19 protein-coding genes and 1 pseudogene are annotated in these 21,860 nt (G+C 71.9%); 10 read left to right on the top strand and 10 right to left on the bottom strand.

The window, feature by feature from the left end:
• Positions 1-731 precede the first annotated feature (731 nt).
• From ACZ3I4_RS39540 to ACZ3I4_RS39520, 5 genes and pseudogenes are all read right to left on the bottom strand, one after another.
• Positions 732-1,608 (bottom strand): annotated as a pseudogene (locus ACZ3I4_RS39540) (arginase family protein); the annotation flags it as partial.
• 15 nt (positions 1,609-1,623) lie between these two features.
• A complete protein-coding gene (locus tag ACZ3I4_RS39535; protein ID WP_465387247.1) occupies positions 1,624-2,571 on the bottom strand; it encodes a tetratricopeptide repeat protein in 948 nt (315 codons plus the stop codon).
• A 139-nt stretch (positions 2,572-2,710) separates the two neighbouring features.
• On the bottom strand, positions 2,711-4,384 hold the full coding sequence (locus ACZ3I4_RS39530; RefSeq protein ID WP_465387246.1) for an acyl-CoA mutase large subunit family protein: 1,674 nt from the start codon (positions 4,382-4,384) through the stop codon (positions 2,711-2,713).
• 126 nt (positions 4,385-4,510) lie between these two features.
• Positions 4,511-4,984, bottom strand: a complete 474-nt coding sequence (locus ACZ3I4_RS39525) for a hypothetical protein (RefSeq protein WP_465387245.1) — start codon at positions 4,982-4,984, stop codon at positions 4,511-4,513.
• 124 nt (positions 4,985-5,108) lie between these two features.
• The gene (locus ACZ3I4_RS39520) at positions 5,109-6,293 is read right to left on the bottom strand and encodes an FAD-dependent oxidoreductase (RefSeq protein ID WP_465387244.1); all 1,185 of its coding nucleotides are present in this window, start codon (positions 6,291-6,293) and stop codon (positions 5,109-5,111) included.
• A gap of 53 nt (positions 6,294-6,346) precedes the next feature.
• Between ACZ3I4_RS39520 and ACZ3I4_RS39515 the strand changes: the two genes are divergently transcribed.
• Entirely contained in the window at positions 6,347-6,940 is a 594-nt protein-coding gene (locus ACZ3I4_RS39515; protein WP_465387243.1) for a PadR family transcriptional regulator, read from the top strand.
• Here ACZ3I4_RS39515 and meaB read toward each other — a convergent pair.
• Together meaB and ACZ3I4_RS39505 are read right to left on the bottom strand one after the other, a co-directional pair.
• A complete protein-coding gene (gene meaB / locus ACZ3I4_RS39510; RefSeq protein WP_465387242.1) occupies positions 6,937-7,890 on the bottom strand; it encodes a methylmalonyl Co-A mutase-associated GTPase MeaB in 954 nt (317 codons plus the stop codon). The two genes, ACZ3I4_RS39515 and meaB, sit on opposite strands and share 4 nt — an antisense overlap.
• Positions 7,887-9,071 carry an acetyl-CoA C-acetyltransferase gene (locus tag ACZ3I4_RS39505; protein WP_465387241.1) on the bottom strand — a complete coding sequence of 395 codons (1,185 nt, stop codon included), beginning with the start codon at positions 9,069-9,071 and terminating at the stop codon, positions 7,887-7,889. The genes meaB and ACZ3I4_RS39505 overlap by 4 nt, the downstream gene beginning before the upstream one ends.
• Positions 9,072-9,161: 90 nt before the next feature.
• On the opposite strand from ACZ3I4_RS39505, the gene mce reads away from it, so the two are divergent.
• The 4 genes from mce to ACZ3I4_RS39485 all read left to right on the top strand — a co-directional run bounded on the left by mce (position 9,162) and on the right by ACZ3I4_RS39485 (position 14,260).
• Positions 9,162-9,644, top strand: coding sequence for a methylmalonyl-CoA epimerase (mce, locus tag ACZ3I4_RS39500; protein ID WP_465387240.1), 483 nt, complete (start codon positions 9,162-9,164; stop codon positions 9,642-9,644).
• A 266-nt stretch (positions 9,645-9,910) separates the two neighbouring features.
• Positions 9,911-11,212 carry a DivIVA domain-containing protein gene (locus tag ACZ3I4_RS39495; RefSeq protein WP_465387239.1) on the top strand — a complete coding sequence of 434 codons (1,302 nt, stop codon included), beginning with the start codon at positions 9,911-9,913 and terminating at the stop codon, positions 11,210-11,212.
• A gap of 254 nt (positions 11,213-11,466) precedes the next feature.
• Positions 11,467-13,038, top strand: coding sequence for a coiled-coil domain-containing protein (locus tag ACZ3I4_RS39490; protein ID WP_465387238.1), 1,572 nt, complete (start codon positions 11,467-11,469; stop codon positions 13,036-13,038).
• Between the two features lie 100 nt (positions 13,039-13,138).
• A complete protein-coding gene (locus tag ACZ3I4_RS39485) occupies positions 13,139-14,260 on the top strand; it encodes an AI-2E family transporter (protein WP_465387237.1) in 1,122 nt (373 codons plus the stop codon).
• On the opposite strand, the gene ACZ3I4_RS39480 is transcribed toward ACZ3I4_RS39485, so the two are convergent.
• On the bottom strand, positions 14,235-15,041 hold the full coding sequence (locus ACZ3I4_RS39480; protein ID WP_465387236.1) for an alpha/beta hydrolase: 807 nt from the start codon (positions 15,039-15,041) through the stop codon (positions 14,235-14,237). The genes ACZ3I4_RS39485 and ACZ3I4_RS39480 overlap by 26 nt on opposite strands.
• A 12-nt stretch (positions 15,042-15,053) precedes the next feature.
• Positions 15,054-15,395: a hypothetical protein gene (locus tag ACZ3I4_RS39475; protein ID WP_465387235.1), complete on the bottom strand. Its 342-nt coding sequence runs from the start codon at positions 15,393-15,395 to the stop codon at positions 15,054-15,056.
• A gap of 101 nt (positions 15,396-15,496) precedes the next feature.
• On the opposite strand from ACZ3I4_RS39475, the gene ACZ3I4_RS39470 reads away from it, so the two are divergent.
• The 3 genes from ACZ3I4_RS39470 to ACZ3I4_RS39460 are packed head-to-tail and all read left to right on the top strand — an operon-like array spanning position 15,497 to position 19,156.
• Positions 15,497-16,987, top strand: a complete 1,491-nt coding sequence (locus ACZ3I4_RS39470; protein ID WP_465387234.1) for an aldehyde dehydrogenase family protein — start codon at positions 15,497-15,499, stop codon at positions 16,985-16,987.
• A gap of 31 nt (positions 16,988-17,018) precedes the next feature.
• Entirely contained in the window at positions 17,019-17,666 is a 648-nt protein-coding gene (locus tag ACZ3I4_RS39465) for an ABC transporter ATP-binding protein (RefSeq protein ID WP_465387233.1), read from the top strand.
• Positions 17,663-19,156 (top strand): DUF6297 family protein, encoded by a 1,494-nt coding sequence (locus ACZ3I4_RS39460; RefSeq protein WP_465387232.1) that lies wholly within the window; start codon positions 17,663-17,665, stop codon positions 19,154-19,156. Before ACZ3I4_RS39465 ends, ACZ3I4_RS39460 begins: the two co-directional genes overlap by 4 nt.
• Here the strand turns inward: ACZ3I4_RS39460 and nucS are convergent.
• A complete protein-coding gene (gene nucS / locus ACZ3I4_RS39455) occupies positions 19,153-19,812 on the bottom strand; it encodes an endonuclease NucS (protein WP_465387231.1) in 660 nt (219 codons plus the stop codon). The two genes, ACZ3I4_RS39460 and nucS, sit on opposite strands and share 4 nt — an antisense overlap.
• A gap of 69 nt (positions 19,813-19,881) precedes the next feature.
• Between nucS and ACZ3I4_RS39450 the strand changes: the two genes are divergently transcribed.
• Both ACZ3I4_RS39450 and ACZ3I4_RS39445 read left to right on the top strand, forming a co-directional pair.
• Positions 19,882-20,496, top strand: coding sequence for a DUF4126 domain-containing protein (locus ACZ3I4_RS39450; RefSeq protein ID WP_465387230.1), 615 nt, complete (start codon positions 19,882-19,884; stop codon positions 20,494-20,496).
• Between the two features lie 9 nt (positions 20,497-20,505).
• Positions 20,506-21,852, top strand: a complete 1,347-nt coding sequence (locus ACZ3I4_RS39445) for a hypothetical protein (RefSeq protein ID WP_465387229.1) — start codon at positions 20,506-20,508, stop codon at positions 21,850-21,852.
• Positions 21,853-21,860 lie beyond the last annotated feature (8 nt).

Raw genomic sequence — 21,860 nt, 5'->3', positions numbered from 1 at the left:
AACCGATTCGAGCGGACGCCGCAGCCCGGCCGCCTGCGAGCCGTCCCGGTTGAGCCCGGCTGTCAGCGAGTCCGCGCGCCCGATCCGCGCAATGGGAGACCGCGGCCGAATGAGGCCGGCCGCGCCGGAGTCGCCGCGGTTGAGCCCACCGGGGCCCGCACCGCCGCGGTTGAGCCCACCCGGACCCGCACCGCCGCGGTTGAGCCCACCCGGGCCCGAATCAGCCCGGTTCAACCCGCCCGGACCCGAATCAGCGCGGTTCAACCCGCCCGGACCGGCATCGCCGCGATTGAGCCCACCCAGGTCCATGTCACGGTTCAGCCCGCCGAACCTACGGGTCAGGCCGCCCTCATCACGGCTGACACCGTCGCTGTCGCTGTCGTCGTCGCTGTCCTCGTCGCGATTCAAGGCGATCGGGTCGACGTCACCGCGGTTCAAGCCCACCGGACCACCGTCACCGCGATTCAAGCCCGCCGGACCACCGTCATCGCGGTTCAAGCCCGCCGGACCACCGTCACCGCGACTTGAGGCCGCCGGGTCGGTGTCGTTGCGGTCGAGGCCGGTGAGGACGGACTCGGGCCGGTTGAAGCGGGGCGCCGAAGGGCCCAGGCGGCCCGGGCCGGTGGCATCGAAGGCCGGGGCGGCGGCGGTTTCGCTGAGGTCGGCTCGGGCCGCGATCAGGTCGGGGCGCGGGGTCACGGTGTGGGCGTTGGCCAGCCCGGACGTGATGGCGCTGACGATCTCGGCCGCGTACGAGCCGTCGGTGTCGTAGTCGGGGTCGAAGACCGTGATCTCGACGCCGAGGCAGTGCGGCGACTCCACCAGCCCGGCCAGCAGGATCTCGAGCTCGGGGAAGGCGATCCCGCCCGGCGACGGCGCGTCGACCGCCGGCATCACGGCCGGATCGAGCACGTCGACGTCCATGTGCACCCAGTAGCCCGCGCAGTCGACCAGCTGTTCGCGGGCCCACTGAGCGCTGCGGGCCGCGCCCTCGGCCCGCAGCGCGGGCACCGGACGGGTCACGATGCCGGCCGCCTGCAGGTCGAGGCGGTATTCGTCCTGCGCCCGGATGCCCATCACCACGACGTCGACGTCGCGGAAGTAGGGCCGGCGGCCCTCGATGGCCGCCAGGTCGGGCTGACCGCGGCCGGTCACCAGCGCGAGGTCCTCGCCCGCGGCCGCGCCCACATAGGAGGCGTTGCCGGGGTGGCGGAAGTCGGAGTGGCCGTCGACGAAGATCAGGCCGATGCGCCCGCCGACCGACTCGCCGAGCCGGTTCATGGCCAGGCCCGAGCCGAGCAGGATCGAGCAGTCGCCGCCGAGGACGACCGGGAACTCGCCCGCGTCGAGGATCCCGCCGATCCGGTCGGCCAGGGCCCGCGAATAGGCCCCGATCTGGGCCGCGTGGGCCACGCCGTCGCCGGGCCGCCAGTCGCCCGCGTCGTATCGGGGCGGGGTCAGGCAGCCGGCGTCACGGGCGTCGAGCTTGCTGATCAGGCCGTGGTCACGGAGGGCTCCGGGCGCCTTGGCGCAGCCCGGCACCGACGTCGCGGTCGGCGGGCGCAGACCGAGATTGGACGGTGCGTCAAGGACGGCGATGCGGCGCACGGAGCGGCTCCCTGGCTAGAAGAGGGCGCTGGCCAGGGCCCGTCGGGCACCAGCCACCGCGGGGTCATCGGGGCCGGCCACGCTGAACAGCGATAGCAGGTGCTTGCGTACGGCGTCGCGCTCGTCGCCGGAGGTGCGCCTGACGAGGGCGACGAGCCGAGCGTAGGCCTTGTCCGCTTCCCCGCTGAGCACTTCGATGTCGGCGGCGAGCCGCTGCGCGTCGATGTCATCGGGGGACGCCTCGGCCTTGGCCATCGCGGTGGCCGCGTCGACGCCCGTGATCCGGCGGTAGAGCTCGACCTGGGCCAGGCCGGACTCGGCGGCGGCGTCGGTCGGGTGCTCGGCCAGGATCTTGCGGTACGCCGCCTCGGCCTCGTCGAGCTCGCCGCCCATCAGCGCGTCGTCGGCCTCGTCGAGCCGCGGGTCGGCGGCCGGCTCGACGGAGACGCCGCCGGCCTTGAGCACCGCGTCCACGTACTGCTTGATCTGGGTCTCGGGCAGGACTCCGGTGAAGCCCTCGACCAGCTGGCCGTTGACCACCGCGACCACCATCGGGATGCCCTGCACCCGCAGCGCCTGGGCCAGGCGGGGGTTGGCGTCCACATCGACCTTGCCGAGCACCCAGGAGCCGCCGCCCGCTTCGGCCAGTCGCTCGAGGATCGGCGACAGCTGCTTGCAGGGCTCGCACCAGTCGGCCCAGAAGTCGAGGATGACCGGGGTGCTCAGAGACCGTTCGAGGACGGTGGTCTGGAAATTGGCCTCGGTGACGTCGATGATCGTCTCAGGGCCGGCGCCACCGGGCAGGCCGCCGGGGATGGTGCCGGACGGCCCGTCGTGGGTCTCTTTCGGGGGCGCGCCGGCAGGGGCGGGACGATTCGCCGGGGAGGCAGCCGGGGCGCGCAGCGCGCTGAGATCGACCGCGCCGCGGGTGAAGATCGACGGAGTGGTCCGTGGGTCGCTCATGGTTACCTAGTCTCGCACGCAGACGAGGCGCTCCGCCGCGCCGATATCGGACGTCACAGGGGCGTGTTTCCGCCGATCCTCGGCCCTGCCGGGCGGTTCCGCAAGATCCGCCCGGCAGCCGACGCTTTTGTCCGGTTTGCTAGAAGCGCGCGGGCTCCCGATAGATGCCCCACTCGTCCTTGAGCACCCCGCAGATCTCGCCGAGGGTCGCCTCGGCCCGCGCGGCCTCGAGCATGGCCGGGATCATGTTGCCGCCGGCGCGGGCCACCTCCACCATGCGGTCGAGAGCGGCCTTGACCCGTACGGGATCACGCTCCGAACGCCGCGATCCGAGCACGCGATTCTGCTCGATCTCGACCTCGTGCGACACCCGCAGGATCTCGAGCTCCTTGGCGACCGTGCCGGTGTGCGCGTTGACGCCGACGGTCCGCTTCTCGCCCTTCTCGACCGCCTGCTGATAGATGAAGGCCGAGTCGGCGATGTGGGCCGTGAACCAGCCATCCTCGATGCCGCGCAGGATGCCCGCGGTGATGCTGCCGTCCTCGCCCAGCTCGCGGATGCGCGCGAAGATCTCTTCCGCCTCGGCCTCGATCCGGTCGGTGAGCTCCTCCAGATACCACGAACCGCCGAGCGGGTCGGCCACGTTGACCACACCGGTCTCTTCCATGATCACCTGCTGGGTGCGCAGCGCGATCTCGGCCGACTCGTCGGTGGGCAGCGCCAGCGTCTCGTCGAGCGCGTTGGTGTGCAGCGAGTTCGTCCCGCCGAGCACCGCGGCGAGCGCTTCCACCGCCGTACGGACGACGTTGTTGACCGGCTGTTGTGCGGTGAGCGAGACCCCCGCCGTCTGCGTGTGGAACTTCAGCCACAACGCCTTCTCGCTGGTGGCGCCGTAGTCGTCGCGGAGGTGGCGGGCCCAGATGCGGCGCGCGGCCCGGAACTTGGCGATCTCCTCGAAGAAGTCGATGTGCGCGTCGAAGAAGAAGCTGAGCCCGGGGGCGAACTGGTTGACGTCGAGCCCCCGCTGCATGCCCAGCTCGACATAGCCGAAGCCGTCGGCCAGCGTGTACGCCAGTTCCTGCGCGGCGGTCGAGCCGGCCTCGCGGATGTGATAGCCGCTGACCGACAACGGCTTGTAACGCGGGATCTCGGCGGCGCAGTACTCCATCAGATCGCCGATCAGGCGCAGGTGCGGCTCGGGCTGGAAGAGCCACTCCTTCTGCGCGATGTACTCCTTGAAGATGTCGGTCTGCAGCGTGCCGTCGAGCCGGTGCAGGTCGGCGCCCTGCCGCTCGGCCGCCACCAGGTACATGCAGAAGATCGGCACGGCCGGGCCCGAGATCGTCATGCTGGTCGTGGTCTTCTCGAGGTCGATGCCGTCGAAGAGCACGTCCATGTCGGCGGCCGAGTCGATGGCCACGCCGCAGTGGCCGACCTCGCCGGCCGACTGCGGGTCGTCGGAATCGCGGCCCATCAGCGTCGGCATGTCGAAGGCGACGCTCAGGCCGCCCCCGCCGGCCGCGAGGATCATCTTGTAGCGCTCGTTGGTCTGGCGGGCGTTGCCGAACCCGGCGAACTGCCGGATCGTCCAGGTGCGCCCGCGATAGCCGGTCGGATAGAGGCCCCGGGTGTATGGGAACTCACCCGGCCAGCCGATGCGGTCGAACCCCGGATAACCGGCGCCCTCGGGTGGCCCGTAAACCGGCTCGACCGTGGCGCCGGAGAGCGTCGTGAAGTCAGCGTCCCGCTTGCGCGCGGCGTCGTAGCGCCGCTGCCAGCGCTCCCGCCCCGCGGCGATGTCGGCAGCATCCATGCCCGACATCCTAGGGCCATTCCTGAACGATCGCTAAGGTCAATCCTGACCTGGCGGACGGGGCGGGACGAGGACGCCCGCGCCGTGACAGGACACGGCGCGGGCGTCACGACTCTCGGCCGGGGCTCAGACCAGGACGTCCAGCGCGTGGTACAGCCGGGACGTCGTGGTGTCGAGCTGGGCCAGCCGGGCCGCGGGCAGTCCCGAGTTGACGGCGACCCGGCGTTCCGCGGCGGCCCGGGTCAGCAGCATGCCGACCTGGGACGAGGCGCGGTCCAGGGAGGCCTGCCGGGCGAGCTCGGCGAACGGGTCGTCGACCAGGGTGTCGTCGTCGCGCCGGCTGGTCTTGGCGGTCACCGTGGCCGAGCGGACCGCGGTGGCGGCGTCGCGGGCCAGGCTCTCGGCGTACGCGGGAGTCGGCTGCACGGCAGCCACCGCGGGCACGGCCGGAACACGCGCCTGCGGGGCGTTCGCGGCGGCCTCGGAAGGCTTCGCCGCAGACGCGAGGACCGTCGACTGCAGCACCGCCGACTGCAACAGAGGGTGAAGGTAGGTGGCCGTGGTGCCGGCCGCCCGGGGGAACGTGACCGGGTTGACCATGACGCCCCTCCTCTCGTGACGATGGCGTAGTCCCAGCTTAGGGCGTTGCGAAGGGGTTGCCGATCGGGTCAACGGAGGGTACGGCCGGTCCTCCGAATGCTCACCGGATGTGACCGAAAAACTCTCAAGCGACGCGGTGATCGAGGATCCACGCCTGCGGGTTGCCCCGGCGGTAGAGGAGCTTCATGAAGAGCGGGAACATCGCGTCCCGAATCGCCGCCCCGACCGGCCCGGCCGTCTTGCCGCTGCCGTTGCGCCGGCCCGCGGCCACCACGCGCTCGACCCGGTGGCGGCGACGCTGCTCGTACGCGGCCAGCCCCTCCGGAACCGGCCCCGCCGCGGGCAGGCACAACCCGAGCGTGACCGCGTCCTCGAAGGCCATCGACGCGCCCTGACCCGAGGAGGGCGCGACCGCGTGCGCCGCGTCGCCGATCAGCACCGTCCGATCCGAGTGCCACACCCGTACGCGCCGCAGGTCGTCGGTGTTCCACGGTCCGAGCACCTCGGGCGTGGCCCGGATGATGGCCGCGGCCGGGAACCCATCGTCGGCGAACAGGTCGAGCAGGTGAGCCCGCCACGCCCCGGCCGGATAGTCCCCCGGGCGCACCGGCTGCCGGCTGGGCGGGTTCGCGAACCACCACACCGAGCTGTCCGGCGCCGGAACCCAGCCGAAGAACGCCCGCCGCCCGAAGGCCATGTAAACCATGCCCGGCGCCGAGGCGTCGACCCCCTCGACGGGACCGGTCGTGAACCCGCCCCCGTTCAGCAAACCCAGATAGGAGGGTGCCGGGCCGTCGGGGTCGAGCAGTTCGCGCGTACGGGACCGGAGGCCGTCCGCCCCGACCAGGAGCTCACCCTCGGCCGTCGAGCCGTCGGTCAGCGTGACGGACACCCCGCCCGGCCCCTCGGTGAAGTCGCGCAGGCCCGTCCCGTACGAGAGGGGAATGCTCCTCGATTCCGCCGCCCGCCGCAGCGCCGAGTAGAGGTCGGCCCGGCGGATCGTGGTCGTCGTCGTGCCGTCCTCGGCCGGACCGCCGAGTGGAAGCACGCCGAGGGAACGCCCGGCGCCGTTGGTCATGGTCAGCGACGGGGTCGGGAAGCCGTCGGCGAGCACGACGGACGGGTCGAGGCCGAGGGCGCGCAGGGCGGTGAGGCCGTTGACGGCGACGGTCAGCCACGCGCCGCGCTCGTCGGCGCCCGCGGAGCGCGCCTCGAAGACGTGCGGCGCCCAGCCGGCTCGATGCAGGGCGAGGGCGGCGACGGTGCCGGCGATTCCGCCGCCGGCGATCAGAGCAACTGGCTTAGTCATGTAATGACTATCCATCTCATGACTATGAACGGTCAACCCCTTAGGCTTGATCGGTGGCCACCGAACCGCGCCGATCGACGCTGGGCATGCTGCTGCTGGCGCTGCTGATCGAGGCGCCCATGCACCCGTACCGGATGCAGCAGATGATCAAGGAAAGAGGCCAGGACCAGCTCGTCAACGTGGCCCAGCGCAACAGCGTCTATCAGGCGCTCGACCGGCTCGTGCGGGACGGCCTGGCCCGCCCGGCCGGCACCGCGCGCGAGGCCGGCCGGCCCGAGCGCACGGTCTACGAGATCACCGCGGAGGGCGCGGCCACGATGCGGCGCTGGCTGGACGCCGCGCTGCCCACCCCGGCCCGCGAGTTCCCCGAGTTTCCGGCCGCGCTCGCCTTCATCGCCGTGCTCGAGCCCGCGCACGTACGGGATCTGCTCGCGCGGCGCATCGAGGCCCTGGAGGCAAAGGTGACCGACGTCCACGCGGCCGCGCCCCCGGGTCTGCCCCGGCTCTTCCTGATCGAGGACGAATACCGCGCGGCCCTGCTCACGGCCGAGATCGCCTGGCTGCGCGGGGTCGTCGCCGATCTCGACGACGGCACGCTGACCTGGGACCTCAAGCTGATCGAGGACACGCTGGAGGAATTCGGCTAGAGACCCTTGATCAGCTGGTCGGCCGCGGCATAGGGGTCGATCTCGCCGCCGGCCACGCCGGTCGCCAGCTCGCCCAGGGCCGTGCCCTCCCGCAGGCTCCCGATCCGGGCCCGCAGCACACCCAGCGCGATCGCCTCGACCTCGACGGCCGCCCGGCGCTCGCGGCGGGTCCGCAGGGTGCCGGTCGACTCGAGCCAGGCCCGGTGCTTGCCGACCGCGGCCACCACGTCGTCGATGCCCTCGGCCTTGACCGCGGTGGCCCGCACGACCAGCGGCCGCCAGTCGCCCGGCGCACGCTCGCCCAGCCCGAGCATGCCCTGGATGTCGCGGTAGGTGGCGTCGGCTCCCGGCCGGTCGGCCTTGTTGATCACGAACACGTCGGCCACCTCGAGCACGCCCGCCTTGACCGCCTGGATCGCGTCGCCCATGCCCGGCGCCAGCAGCACCAGCGTCGTGTCGGCGAGCGAGGCGATCTCGACCTCGGCCTGCCCGACCCCGACGGTCTCGACCAGGATCACGTCGCAGCCGGCCCCTTCCAGCACCCGTACGGCCTGGGGCGTGGCCGCGGCGAGCCCGCCCAGCTGGCCACGGCTGGACATCGACCGGATGTAGACGCCCGGGTCGGTGGTGTGGTCCTGCATGCGGATGCGGTCACCGAGAATCGCCCCGCCGGTGAACGGGCTGGACGGGTCGACCGCCAGCACGCCGACCCGCTTGCCCTCCTGGCGCAGCGCCCGCACGAGCTCGTTGGTGGTGGTCGACTTGCCCACGCCGGGCGAGCCGGTGAGACCGATGACCTGGGCGCCACCGGCGTACGGGGCCAGGGCCGCGGCCACCTCGGGCAGCGCCGGGTCACCGTTCTCGACCAGGGTGATGAGCCGGGCCACCGATCGGGCGTCACCGTCCCGCGCTTTGGCGACCAGCACTGGAACGTCGTGCCGAAAGCTCACGCCCCGGCAGCCTTGATGATCAGCGCGTCCCCTTGACCGCCACCACCGCAGAGGCCGGCCGCGCCGTAGAGGCCGCCGCGGCGGCGCAGCTCGAGCGCGAGCGTCAGCACCAGCCGGGCGCCCGACATGCCGATCGGGTGGCCCAGCGCGATGGCCCCGCCGTTGACGTTCACCATCTCCTCGTCCACCTTCAGCTCGCGCATCGAATGCAGGACGACCTGGGCGAACGCCTCGTTCATCTCGATCAGGTCGAGGTCGTCGACGGTCAGCCCGGCCTTGTCGAGCGCGTGCTTGATCGCGTTGGCCGGCTGCGACTGCAGCGAGTTGTCGGGGCCGGCGACGTTGCCGTGCGCGGTGATCTCGGCCAGCCAGTGCAGCCCGAGCGCCTCGGCCTTGGCCTTGCTCATCACCACGACCGCGGCCGCACCGTCCGAGATGGGCGACGAGCTGCCGGCCGTGATCGTGCCGCCTGGAGTGAACGCGGGCCGCAGCTTGGACAGCGACTCGGCCGTCGCGTCGGGCCGGACCCCCTCGTCGACCTCGACAATCGGGTCCTCCGAGCGCTGGCCGGCCTTGATCGGCACGATCTCCTCGGCGAACCGGCCCTCGCGCTGCGCCGCGGCCGCCCGGCGGTGACTCAGCGCGGCGAACGCGTCCTGCTCGGCGCGGGTGATGCCCAGGTGCACGCCGCTGCGCTCGGTGGACTCGCCCATCGAAACGCCGTCCCACGGGTCGATCAGACCGTCGTACGCCGTGTGGTCGCGCACCAGCACGTCACCGAACTTGACGCCCTGCCGCTGGGTCATGAGCAGGTGCGGCGCGTTGGTCATCGACTCCATGCCGCCGGCCACGATGATGTCGAACTCGCCGGCCCGGATGAGCTGGTCGGCCAGCGCGATCGCGTCGAGCCCGGAGAGGCACACCTTGTTGACGGTGAGGGCGGGGGTCGACATGGGGATGCCCGCGGCCACCGCGGCCTGCCGGGCGGTGATCTGACCGGCGCCGGCCTGCAGCACCTGCCCCATGATCACGTATTGCACCTGGTCGGGGCGCACGCCACCGCGCGACAGGGCGGCCTCGATCGCATAGCCGCCGAGCGTCGTGGCCGGCACGTTCTTGAGGTTGCCGAGCAGGCGGCCCATCGGGGTACGGGCGCCGCTCACGATCACCGAGCTGGTCACGGTTGTTTTCCGATCTGCCGGGCGGACTCAGGGGGGTCATAGGGGGGACGCCCCGTTGGCCTTAACGGCCGTTTAGGCAAGACTAATAGGATGAGCCAGCCTTCACCTAGTGCCACCGAGTCTGAGAATGTCACATTCAGCGAGGTAGCGCCTCTGCGGATTGATCACGTAGGCATCGCCGTGCCCGACCTCGACGAGGCGTTGCGCTTCTACGCCGACACCTTCGGCATGCGGTGCGTGCATGAAGAGACCAACGAGGAGCAAGGCGTACGGGAAGCGATGCTCGCGGTCGGCGACGGCGAGGGTCCCCGCCTGCAGTTGCTCGCCCCGGCCCGGCCCGACTCGGCGATCGCCAAGTTCCTCGACCGCAGCGGCCCGGGCATGCAGCAGCTGGCGTACACAGTGGCCGACGTCGAGGCCACCTCGGCGGCGCTGCGGGCCAAGGGGCTGCGCCTGCTCTACGACACCCCGCGCCGCGGCACGGCCGGGTCCCGGATCAACTTCGTGCACCCCAAGGACGCCGGGGGCGTTCTGGTGGAGTTGGTGGAGCCTGCCGGGTTTCGTACGCCTTAAGGATGAATCGTCCTGACGTGGCCAGCCCGGCCTGGCAGGATCTCGGGGCATAGAGGGTTGCGGTCGCGGCCCTCTCCCGACGATCATCGCGACAACCCCCGATACAGCAGGTGACACCGGGGCGGAACCGGACCGCCGCGCGGGTGACGTTCGTCCGGCCGAACGGTGGACCCGCTCGCTCCGGGCCAGCTCAAAGCTGATCTACGTGTCTTTTCCGTAGCCGTTCCGCTCTTGCGTGGCTCGTGTGTCTTCGCCAGGATGGCCCAATGCCCCAGCAGCAGGATCAGAATTTGGCATTTTTCGACTCCGCGAATTCTCAGCACGACTTCACCGTTGTGCTCCGCGGGTACGACCGCGGGCAGGTGGACGCCCACCTCGGCCGCCTGGTGGCCGCGCTCAACCAGTCCTCGCAGGCCCAGGGCGAGGCCGAGCAGCGGATGAACGACGCGCAGCGCCGGCTGCGTCAGGCCGAGCAGCGGCTCAACGCGGTCGAGCAGAAGCTGGCCGACAGCAACAAGCTGCTGGAGGAGAACAACCGGCCGACGCTCTCCGGGCTGGGCACCCGGGTCGAGCAGATCCTGCGGCTGGCCGAGGAACAGGCGAACGATCACCGGAGCGAGGCGAAGCGAGAGTCCGAGGGCATCCTCTCCGCTGCGCGTCTCGAGGCTCGGGAGATCACCGACAAGGCGCGCGCCGAGGCGGCCGCGATGAAGGCCACCGCCGAGCGCGAGGCCGGCCAGCTGCGCACCCACGCCGAGCGCGAGGCCGCCGAGGCCCGGGTGCAGGCCCGCCGCGAGGCCGACACGCTGCGCTCCGACGCCGACCGTGAGACCAAGCAGTTGCGTACGGTCACCGCGCATGAGGTCGCCGAGCTCAAGTCGACCGTCGAGCGCGAGGTGGCCTCGCTGCGGGCCACGGCCGAGCGCGAGATCACTCAGCTGCGGGCCAAGACGTCGCGCGAGGCCGAAGAGAAGCGCGCCGAGGCGACCAAGCTGCTGACCGACGCCCGCGACAAGCGCGACAAGGACCTGCAGGCCCTCGCGCTCGAGATCGCCGAGCGCCGCGAGAAGGCCGAGCGCGAAGAGTCCCAGCGGCACGCGGCCCAGATCAACGCGACGCAGAAGATGGTGGCCGAGGCCGAGGAGCGCGCCCGCGCCGCCGAGGACCGCTCCAAGGAGATCTCGCAGCGGGCCGAGCAGCGCCGCATCGAGTCGGAGCGCAACGCCGCCGAGACCACCGACAAGGCCCGCGCCCTGGCCGAGAAGAACGTCAGCGAGGCCCGCGCCGAGGCGCAGCGCCTGCTCAGCGAGGCCCGCACCGAGGCCGAGCTGACCACGCAGGCGGCCCGGCGCGAGGTCGAGGACCTGACCCGCCAGAAGGACGCGGTCACCAACCAGCTCGGCCAGATGCTGTCCGGCCTCTCCGGTCTGGTTCCCGGCGTCGGCCCGGCCAAGGCGGCCGAGGCGGTGGCCAAGGCGACCGAGGCTCCCGCTCAGCGCGCGACCGACGGCGGCCCCAAGCCCGCTCCCGAGGCCGACAAGCAGGTGCCCGCAAAGACGAACTCCTGATCTGCCCGACCGGGTTCCCTGCGGTTGCGAGCACCCCCGAGGTGCGCGACCGTATGGGTCGCCCGGTCGTCAGACGAACATCGATGCGGGCCGTATCGGAGTTTCTCCGGTACGGCCTCGATCGTTTTCGCGCGTAGCCTTGTTTCGTCTCGAGACGCAAGCCGGGTCAGACAAATCACAACTAGACGCATACTCCCCCCGGGACGGTGTGTATCCCCCCGAGGCCGGACGTCGCGTATGTGAGGATGGGAACCATGTCGCACGGCGGTGAAATTCTTGGTCTCGGCGGAGACGCGGCCACCGAACCCAGCTTCGACATCGCCTTGCGGGGCTATGAGAAGAAGCAGGTCGAGCGGTACGTCGCCCGCGCCGAGAACGAGATCGCCGCGCTGGCGGCCGAGCGCGAGCAGGCCTACTCGCAGATGCAGGCCATGAACGCGCAGATCGAGCGTCTGCAGCAGGAGATCGTGCAGGCCCGCAAGCAGCACGGTCCCGGGCCCGAGGTCTCGTTCCGCCACCTGGGCCCGCGGGTCGAGCAGATCCTCACGCTGGCCGAGGAGCAGGCCGAGGCGATCAAGGCGTCGGCCACCGACGACATCGCCGCCCGCCTGGCCGAGGCCGAGCGGGTGCGGGCCGAGGCCGAGGCGCACGCGCACAACGGCATCCGCGACTTCGAGATCGCCCTGGCCGCCCGCCGCGCGGAGGAGGAGAGGGCCGACTCGGCCAAGCGCGCCGCTTCCGAAAAGGCGCTGGTCGCCGCCCGGCAGTCGGCCGAGCAGATGCGCACCGAGGCCGAGAACGTGCTGACCCGCGCCCGCGCCGAGGCGCAGCAGCACACCGACCAGGCGGCGCAGGCGGCCCACCGCACCCGGGCCGAGGCCGACGGTTACGCCCAGTCCACCCGCATGCAGGCCGAGCAAGAGATCAAGGCGCTGCGGGAGAAGACCCAGCAGGAGATCACCGCCCAGCGCACCGCGGCCGAGCGCGCCGCCGCCGAGCAGCGCGGCGCCCTCGATCAGGAGCTCGCGCAGAAGCGCCAGGCGCTCACACAGGAGCTGACCCAGATGCGCGCGGGCGTCGAGAAGCAGTGCGCCGACCTGCGCAGCGAGGCCGACAAATACGCGGAAGAGGTTCTGCGCCGCTCCGACGACCAGGCCACCGCGGTCCGCAACGAGATCGCCGCCCAGCAGGAAAAGATCGCCGAGGCCGGCCGCGAGCTCGAGGCCGCCCGGGCCAAGGTCGCCGAGGCCGAGCGCGAGCTGGCCGCGGCTGAGGAACGCGCCCGGGCCGGCGCCGGCCAGGCCGACCTGGTGCACAAGCAGCTCGCCGAGGCCCGCCAGGAGCTCGAGGTCACGCAGAAGCGGGTGACCGAGGCGCGCAGTGCCGGGGAGGCCGCCGAGCGCCACGCCACCGACGTCCGCCGCCAGGTGCAGAGGGAGGCCAAGCGGGTGGCCGAGCTGGCCGCCGCCGCCGTGCTGGCCGCCGCGGGCTCGTCCGCCGACGACGATCCGGCCGACGACGAGGCGGTCGGGGCGCACGCCGCCGACAAACCCGCCGGGCAGCACGCCGCCGAAAAGCCCACCGGGCCGCTCGCCGCCGAGAACCCCACCGGGCAGCACGCCGCCGAGAAGCCCGTCGGACAGCACGCCGCTGAGAAGCCCGTCGGGCAGCACGCCCCCGAGAAGGCCATCGGACAGCACGCCGTCGACCAGACCGCCGCGCAGCATGCCGCCGACAAGACCACGGACAAGCCGGCCGGCAAGGTCACCGCCTCGGCCAAGGTCACCGTGCCGCCGGTCACGCGCGTCGGAGCCGACGCCGACTGATGCGAGTGGCGGCCCCGGCCGCACAGCGATAACGTCGCCGCCGGGGAACGGAAGGCCGGCGTCAGCAACTCCGGCTCACCCACCAGTGTGGAGGATTCGGGTGGCCGGCGAAGACGACGAGACCGCGCGCGACGACGAGCCTCTGGAACCTCCGGCCGAGGAGCATCTGGCCGGTCGTTTCGGCCGGGCCGGGCCGCCGCTCGACCGCCGCAACCCGTTCATGATCGGGCTGCTGGGCGGGCTGGGCATCCTGCTGGCGTACGGGATCTTCCTGGGGCTGCGCAACGCGGCGGGCATCCTCGTCCTGATCTTCATCGCGCTCTTCCTGGCGATCGGGCTCAACCCCGCCGTCGTACGGCTGCGCAGCTGGAGTGTTCCCCGCGGTCTGGCCGTGGCCGTCGTCGCGCTCTCGGTGGTGGCGCTGCTCGCGGGCGGCATCGTGGCGCTGATCCCGCCGCTGATCAGCCAGACCACCGAGCTGATCGAGAACGTGCCGGAGTACATCCAGAGCCTGCAGCGCAGCGAGACGATCAACGAGCTGGTCCAGCGCTACGACATCCTCAACCGGGTGACCAGCGCGCTCAACGCGGGCACGGTCGGCAACGCGGTCGGTGGCGTGGTCGGCGTGGGCCGCGTGCTGGCCGGCACGGTCTTCAACCTGCTGACCGTGCTGGTGCTGACGATCTATTTCATGGCCTCGTTCGATCGCATCCGCGAGACCGGTTACTCGCTCGTGCCGGCGTCACGGCGGGTGCGCGTACGGCTGCTGACCGACGAGATCCTGACCAAGGTCGGCGCGTACATGGTCGGGGCCATCTCGATCGCCGTGCTGGCCGGCGCGAGCACCTGGCTGCTGGCCGTGATCCTCGGGCTGGCCTATCCGTTCGCCCTGGCCGTCGTCGTGGCCATCACCGACCTCATCCCGCAGATCGGCGCCACGCTCGGCGCGATCATCGTGAGCCTGGTCGGCTTCGCCTCGTCGCTGACCGACGGCATCGTCTGCGCCGTGTTCTTCCTGCTCTATCAGCAGATCGAGAACTACCTGATCTATCCGAACGTGATGCGCCGCTCGGTCAAGGTCAGCGACGTCGCCGCCGTGGTCGCGGCCCTGCTCGGGGTGGCGCTGTTCGGCGTGATCGGCGCGCTGGTGGCGATCCCGATGGTGGCCGCCATCCAGCTGATCATGCGCGAGGTCGTCATTCCGAGCCAGGAGGCGCGGTAGGCATCGGGACCTCGCGGAACACCGAGGTGGTCCGGTCGGCGTACGCGTTCATGTCGCCCGTCTCCATCGGACCGTCCCACGTGCGCGGCAGCGGAACCTCGACGCCCGGCGCGACCCGCTTGACCACCTCGTCGAGCACCTTCTCGGCGTCGCCGACCCAGAGGTGCTTGCCTCCCGGCACCGGCAGCACCTCGGCCTGCGGCACGACGGCGAACCGCTCGGCCGCCTCGGCCGGGCGCAGGTAGTCGTCGAACTCAGGAACGATCGCGGTCAGCGGCTTGCCGTCGGCCGCCCACGCCTTCAGGTGCTCGGGCTGCGAATAGCGCAGCGGCGGCGAGAGCAGGATGGCACCGGCCACCGCCGGGTCGAGCCCGTGCATGAGCGTCAGATCGGTGCCGAACGACCAGCCCAGCAGCCAGATGTCCGGCAGGTCGGCGAATTCGGCGTATTCGATCGCGGCGGCCACGTCGTACTTCTCGTCCACCCCGGCCGAGAACGTGCCCTCGCTGGTGCCCCGCACGCTGGAGGTGCCCCGGCTGTTGAAGCGCAGCACGGCCAGGCCGGCCAGGGCCGGGAGCCGCCAGGCGGCCTTGCGGAAGACGTGGCTGTCCATCATTCCGCCGTGCGTGGGCAGCGGATGCAGGCAGACCAGCGTGGCCACCGGGTCGCGGTCGAGCGGCCGGGCCAGCTCACCGACCAGGGTGAGGCCGTCGGCGGTCTCGAGCTCGATGTCCTCCCGGTGGGCGGGCAGGATCGAGTTGGCTCGAATGGGGCTCGTCATGAGAGAAGATCCTTATCCATAGCGCGGCGCGTTGCGCGAGCGCTCCACGTTCGGGCCGCGCCGGTCACGGGCCCGCCAGCAGCCGGTGTGCCAGTGCCGCCGGTCGGTCAGGTCGCCGCTGCCGTCGACCGGCCAGGCCACCAGATGGGCCACGCCGGGACGGATTTCCTGCATGCAACCCGGGCACCGGTACGCCTTCACGGCCGCCCCGCCGAAGATCGACCGCACCATCCACTCGCCGTCCTGCCACTGCTGGACGCCCTCGATGCCCTTGCGGACCCGCTCGTCGGTCAGGTCCGGCGGTGGCGTCACCCCGGCCTCACGACGGCGGGGATGGTTACGGCGGGGACTCACATTTACCAGCGTACGGGTGACGCTGATCACCGGCCCGTCGGAGCCGGGCCGGTGAAAACAATTGGTGACTCGCCGGTAACAAGCGAATTAGACTCGCGGCCATGACCGCTACCCGTGTGCCCGGCATTCCGGTCGTCGAGGACGGCGTACTGATCTCCACGAACCCCGCTTCCGGCGCCGAGGCCGGCCGGGTGCCGGTGGCCGACGCCGCGGCCGTGAACGAGACCGTCCGCCGCGCCGCCGAAGCCGCCCGCTGGTGGCAGGCGCTCGGCTACGACGGCCGCCGCGAGCGGCTGCTGCGCTGGCGGTCGCTGATCGTGCGCCGGATCGAGGAGCTGGCCCAGCTGACCACCCTCGAGACCGGCAAGCCGGACGCGGACGCGGTCGTCGAGGCCACCGCGGCCGTCGAACACCTGGACTGGGCCGCCCGCAACGCCAAGCGGGTGCTCGGGCCGCGCAAGATGCGCACCCGCCTGCTGCTGGCCGAGCACTCCGGGCACGTCGAATATCAGCCGTACGGGGTGGTCGGCGTGATCGGCCCGTGGAACTACCCCATCGTCACGCCGGTCGGGCCGATCAGCGGGGCGCTGGCCGCGGGCAACGCCGTGGTCTTCAAGCCGAGCGAATACACCCCGATCGTCGGTCAGTGGCTGGTCGACACGTTCGCCGAGGTCGTGCCCGAGCAGCCGGTGCTGCAGGCGGTGCACGGCCTGGGCGAGGTGGGCGCCGCGCTGTGCCGCTCGGGCGTCGGCAAGATGTCGTTCACCGGCTCGACCGCCACGGCCAAGAAGGTGCTGGCCGCCTGCGCGGAAAACCTGGTGCCGGCCGTGATCGAGGCCGGTGGCAAGGACGCGCTGATCGTCGACGCCGACGCCGACATCCCGGCCGCGGCCGAGGCGGCGGTCTGGGGCTCGATGACCAACGCCGGGCAGACCTGCATCGGCATCGAGCGGGTGTACGCGGTCGCCCCGATCTACGACGCCTTCGTGAGCGCCGTGACGGAAAAGGCGGGCAAGCTGCGTACGGGCGAGGAGATCGGCCCGATCACGATGCCCCGCCAGATCGACATCATCCGCGACCACATTGACGACGCCCTGGCCAAGGGGGGCCGGGCGGTGCTGGGCGGGGCCGGGGCGGTGCAACCCCCGTACGTCTCCCCCACCGTGCTGGTCGACGTGCCGGCCGACTCGGCCGAGATCCGCGACGAGACCTTCGGGCCGACGCTGACGATCACCCGGGTGGCCGACGCGGACGAGGCCGTACGCCAGGCCAACGACACCGCGTACGGGCTGGGTGGCGCCGTTTTCGGCAAGAAGAACGCGCTGCGCATCGCCCGCCGGCTGCGCTCGGGGATGGTGGCGGTCAACTCGACGCTCACCTTCGTCGGCATGGGCAACCTGCCGTTCGGCGGCGTCGGCGAGTCCGGTTTCGGCCGCATCCACGGCGAGGACGGGCTGCGCGAGTTCGCCCGGTCCAAGTCGATCACCGTACGCCGGGGACCGTCCGTGCTGCCCGCGATGACCTTCGAACGCACCCCCGCTCAGGTCGCCAACATCATCAAGGCCCTGCGAATTCTGTACGGCCGGAAGTAGCCGCCGGGACGCTGCTGCTAGCGTCCCTGAAGTGGTGGATCACCCCGCTGTCGAGGTCGACGGCCTGCATGTCGGATATGGCTCCACGCCCGTGCTGGTCGGGGTCTCGCTGACCGTGCCGGCCGGCCGGGGCGTGTGCGTCACCGGCGAGAACGGCATCGGCAAGTCGACCCTGCTGCGCTGTGTCAGCGGGCTGCAGCAGCCCGACGAGGGCACGATCCGGGTCTTCGGCGGCGACCCGGGCGCCACCCCCGAGTTCTGGCGGGCCGTGGTGACCACGGTCGAGCCGCCGACCTGGTATCCGGGTCTCACCGCGCGCGAGCACGCCGAACTGGTCTGCCGGGCGCACGGGCAGGACCCGGACGACGCCGGCGTGGACGAGGCGCTCGACCGCTTCGGCCTGGGCGCGCACGCCGACGCCATCCCGCCGCAGCTCTCGTCGGGTCAGAAGCAGCGGCTCGTGCTGGCCATCGCCCTGCTGCGGCCCAGCTCGCTGCTGATCCTGGACGAGCCCGAGCAACGCCTCGACCGCGAGGGCCGGGCCGACGTGGCCGGCCTGCTCACCGACTACGTCGCGGGCGGCGGGTCGCTGCTGATGGCCAGCCACGACGACGCCTTCGCGCTCGCGTCGGGGGCGGACGTCACGACGATGGAGTCGCTGAGCGCGGTCACGCCATGAGCGTCGTCCCGCTGGCTCCCGTACGGCGGTGGATCAGCCGCACCCAGTCGTCGCATCGCGAGCGCGGCGCCACGCTGAGCAGCCTCTACATCGGCGTCCTGACCGTCGCGATCATCGGCGGGATGCTGCACAAGCAGGTCGCCGCGATCTTCTGGCCGTCCGCGCCGGACAGCTCCGCGCTCGCCGCCGGATCGCTGGTCGCGATCTGCTACGGGCTGCTCTATCTCGCACTGCGCCGGTTCGGCCCGCTCGCGTTGAGCCGGCCGGCCGCGTCCTGGCTGTTGCCGGCCCCGGTCAGCCGGCGCCGGTTGCTGCTGCCGTCGCTGCGGCTGACCGGCATCGTCGCCACGGTCCTCGGCGGCGTGGTCGCGCTGGCCGTGGTCGGGCACGCCGCACCGCGGGCCGAGGCCGGCGACGAGGTCGCGCTGCTGGTCACCGGGGGTGCGCTGATCGGCCTGGTGCTGCTGCTGGTGGCGACGGCCGCGCAGGCCGGGGGCCGGTGGGGTGACGCGCTCGACCGGCTGGTGAGCCTGGTCTTCGCGGCCGGGCTGGCCGGGCTGGTCACGGCCACGACCCTCGACCGGCCGGCCGTGGTGACCCGATGGCCCGCGGTTTCGGCGTTGCTCCCGGTCGTGGCCGCGGTCGCGCTGGTCGTGGTCGTCGCGCTGGCCCTGGTGATCCGCGGTCTGGCGGCGACGCCGAGCGACCGCATCCTCGAGGCGTCCCGCACGGCCGGAACTTTGTTCGACGCGGCGTTCGGCATCGAGCCGTCGTTCCTGACCGACATGGTCGAGCGGCGCTACTGGGCCCGGCGGCGGCTGCGATCGACCCGCCTGTTCCCCCGGCTGCCGGTGCTCGTGGCCCAGGACCTGCTGCTGACGCTGCGCCGCGGGAGCCGCCTGCTGTGGCTGGTGCTGATGGCCGCGTTGCCGGTGCTGCTGGGCGGGGCCCCGGGCTGGGTGCTGGGCGCTGCCGTGCTGGTCGGCTGCCTGATCGCCGGGATGACCGCCACCGGCAACGTCAAAACCGACGCGGGCAACCCGGTCCTGCTGCGACTGCTCGGCCTGTCGTCCCGCGACGCGGTCCTGCAGCGCCTGTGGATCCCCGGCGTGCTGGCCGCCGTGTGGGCGGCTGTCGCGCTGACCGCCCTCGACCTGCTGGGCAACCTGCCGGCCGGCCCGTGGTGGGCGCTGGGCCTGACCCTGGGCCCGGTCGGCGCGGCCGCCGCGGTGCACCGCGCCCGGGTCGGTTTCGTCCGCAACGAACTGCTGCCGCTGGACACCCCCATGGGCACCCTCTCGACTGGCCCGCTGGTCAACGCCGTGATGGGCCCCGACCTGCTGCTGCTGGGCATCCCGGCCTGGATCGCCATCGGCTCGGGCAACCTGACCCCGACGCTCCTGCTGCTCCAGGCCGTCATCGGCGTGGCCGGCGCCCGCGTCTACCTGTCCGGAACCACCGGCGACGACCGCACGGAACTGTCGAACTAGAACAAAGTCAATTCGTCGCGTTCCATGCCGCGTAGTTTGTCGTAGTCGACGACCACGCAACGGATGCCGCGGTCGGTGGCCAGCACCCGGGCCTGCGGCTTGATCTCCTGGGCGGCGAAGACTCCCTGGACCGGGGCCAGCAGCGGGTCGCGGTTCATCAGTTCGAGGTACCGCGTGAGCTGCTCGACGCCGTCGATCTCGCCGCGCCGCTTGACCTCGACCGCGACCGAGGCGCCGGTCGAGTCCTTGAGCAGCAGGTCGACCGGGCCGATGGCGGTCATGAACTCGCGGCGGACCAGGGTGTGCCCCTCGCCGAAGGTCTCGGGGTGGGCCGCCAGCAACTCCTGCAGGTGGGCCTCGACACCGTCCTTGACCAGGCCCGGATCGACCCCCAGCTCGTACGAGGTGTCCTGGAAGATCTCCTCGAGGGTGATCCGCAGCTCCTCGCCGGCCTTGTTGACGACCTTCCAGACGCCGGGCGCCTCCTGCAGCTTGCAGGGTGGGCTCATCCAGTTCAGAGGCTTGTAGGCACGGTCGTCGGCGTGGATCGAGACCGAGCCGTCGGCCTTGACCATCACCAGCCGGACGGCCGTGGGCAGGTGGGCGGACAGCCGCCCGACGTAGTCGACAGAGCACTTCGCGATGACCAGACGCACCGCACGACCCTACCCGTACGCGATCCCGCTCGACGGGCGGCACTCGCGTGGGTTTGTCATCCTGAAGTCGTGCTCGAAGCGCTCACCGGCACCGGCCTGGCCGCATCGGCCGGGCTCAACGCCTACATCCCCCTGATCACCATGGGCGTTCTCGCCCGCTACACCGACACGATCGACCTGCCCACCGGCTGGTCCTGGCTGTCCAACGGCTGGACGCTACTGATCCTGGCCCTGCTGCTGGCGGTCGAGGTCGTCGCGGACAAGGTGCCGGTGGTCGACCACGTGAACGACGTGGTGCAGACCGTCGTACGGCCGACCGCGGGTGGCCTCGCGTTCGGCGCCGGCTCGACCTCCGAGACGGTCACGGTCAGCGACCCGGGTTCGTTCTTCGGATCGCATCAGTGGGTGCCGATCGCGGCCGGGGTGATCATCGCGCTCCTCGTCCACGGGGTGAAGGCGTCCTCCCGGCCAGTGGTGAACGCCACTACCGCCGGTTTCGGGGCGCCCGTGGCCAGCACGGCGGAAGACATCGGCAGCGTCGTGATGTCCGTTCTGGCCATTCTCTTGCCGGTCCTGGTCCTGGTCGGACTGGTGGTGATGGTCTGGGCCGCGATCTGGGTGGTGCGCCGGCGCCGCCGCCGGAGGACCCTCGCCGCTACCGGCTCCCCACGGCTGGGTGGTTGACTCTTCGCCGTGCCTGCCCTCGCCGTCCCCGTCTTCGCGCTCGCCTGGTGGGCCGCCTGCTATCTGGCCGGTCGCGACCCGAAGCGACCGGCGGCAATGCGGGCGGCCGGCGCGTTGCTCACGTACGCGGCCGGGGTGGCACTGTGGACCGTCGACCCGGGCGGCGTGGCCGCTGAGGTGCTGCTCTGCCTGCCCGCCGTGCTCTGGGCCGGGGCCGCGGTGGCGCTGCTGCCGTCCGCGGTTCCCGAGCGGCGCCAGATCGACCTGGGCTGGATGATCCTGGCCGGCGTCTTCCTGGCGATGCTGATCGTCCTCCCGTCGGCCGGTCGGCTTGTGGCGCTGGCGCCCCTGGCCGGTGGGCTGGTGCTGCTCTGGCGGTTCCGCGACCAGGTGCGCCCGCCGATGCTGACCGCCGCGCTGACGGTCGCGGCCACCCTCTATGCGCTGGCCCTGGCCGCCCTGTTGCTGCCCCTCCACCTGGGATTGACCGGCCTGGTGCTGGCCGCGATCGGTCTCGACCTGCTCGTCCTCGGGTTCCTGATCGCCGTCTCGGACACGATCGAGGTGGGCGAGCGGTTGCGTCCCGACCTGGTTCGCTCGGCGACCGCCGCCGCCGTGATGACCGTGCTGGTCGGCGGTCCGGTGGCGGTCACCCTGCTCGCGGTCGACGACGCCATCGTCCAAGGTCTGCAGTTCGGGCTGGTCGCCGCCGTGATGTCGGTCGTCGGCCTGGAGGGGCCGGTGCGCCGCGGGCTCGACCTGCTGGCCTTCCGCGACGAGGAGCGGCTGCGTCAGGACAGGTCGGCGCTGCTGCGGCTGGCCGAGGCGCTGCCCCGCCACCGGCAACGGCACCGCCTGCTGGCCACCGGCGAGGACGAGTTCCTGCGGTACGCGCGACAGGCGCTCGACAACTACGGCGATCTGGGCCGGTTGATGCGCAGCCCGCTCACCGACCTGCCCGCCGTGGACCGCCGCCTGACCGGGAGCGCGCCCGACCAGCCGCTGGAGCGCGCGGTCGAACTGCGGGCGCTGCTCAAGGACAAGGTCGACCGGCTGCGCCCGTCGGGGACGTTCGAGACGACCGACGAATGGCGGCACTACAACGCGCTGCACTTCTGCACCGTGCTCGGGCTCAACCCGTACGGGAGGAAGCTCCGGACGGACGGACTGGAACGCGACGCACGGCAGGCGCTCGACTGGATGCGCCGCTATGTGCCGCGCGGGACCCTGCGACGCTGGCACAACGAGGCCGCCGCCCTGGTCGCGGCCGGGCTCTGGGATGAGCTGATCACCACCGACCCGCGGAAGATCGCCCCGCAGCGCGGCCACCGGACCGCGCCGACACGCAGCACATAATCGGGCTC

The sequence above is a fragment of the Actinoplanes sp. NPDC021490 genome (assembly GCF_055562135.1).
Note: the sequence above shows the minus strand (reverse complement) of the source record. Positions and strands in the feature narration are given on the sequence as shown.

What these genes read in the sequence shown, in the direction of transcription:
- ACZ3I4_RS39535 (WP_465387247.1), bottom strand. Translation starts at nt 2,571, where the DNA reads ATGAGCGACCCACGGACCACTCCGTCGATCTTCACCCGCGGCGCGGTC.
- ACZ3I4_RS39530 (WP_465387246.1), bottom strand. Translation starts at nt 4,384, where the DNA reads ATGGATGCTGCCGACATCGCCGCGGGGCGGGAGCGCTGGCAGCGGCGC.
- ACZ3I4_RS39525 (WP_465387245.1), bottom strand. Translation starts at nt 4,984, where the DNA reads ATGGTCAACCCGGTCACGTTCCCCCGGGCGGCCGGCACCACGGCCACC.
- ACZ3I4_RS39520 (WP_465387244.1), bottom strand. Translation starts at nt 6,293, where the DNA reads ATGACTAAGCCAGTTGCTCTGATCGCCGGCGGCGGAATCGCCGGCACC.
- mce (WP_465387240.1), top strand. Translation starts at nt 9,162, where the DNA reads ATGAGCCAGCCTTCACCTAGTGCCACCGAGTCTGAGAATGTCACATTC.
- ACZ3I4_RS39495 (WP_465387239.1), top strand. Translation starts at nt 9,911, where the DNA reads ATGCCCCAGCAGCAGGATCAGAATTTGGCATTTTTCGACTCCGCGAAT.
- ACZ3I4_RS39490 (WP_465387238.1), top strand. Translation starts at nt 11,467, where the DNA reads ATGTCGCACGGCGGTGAAATTCTTGGTCTCGGCGGAGACGCGGCCACC.
- ACZ3I4_RS39480 (WP_465387236.1), bottom strand. Translation starts at nt 15,041, where the DNA reads ATGACGAGCCCCATTCGAGCCAACTCGATCCTGCCCGCCCACCGGGAG.
- ACZ3I4_RS39470 (WP_465387234.1), top strand. Translation starts at nt 15,497, where the DNA reads ATGACCGCTACCCGTGTGCCCGGCATTCCGGTCGTCGAGGACGGCGTA.
- ACZ3I4_RS39460 (WP_465387232.1), top strand. Translation starts at nt 17,663, where the DNA reads ATGAGCGTCGTCCCGCTGGCTCCCGTACGGCGGTGGATCAGCCGCACC.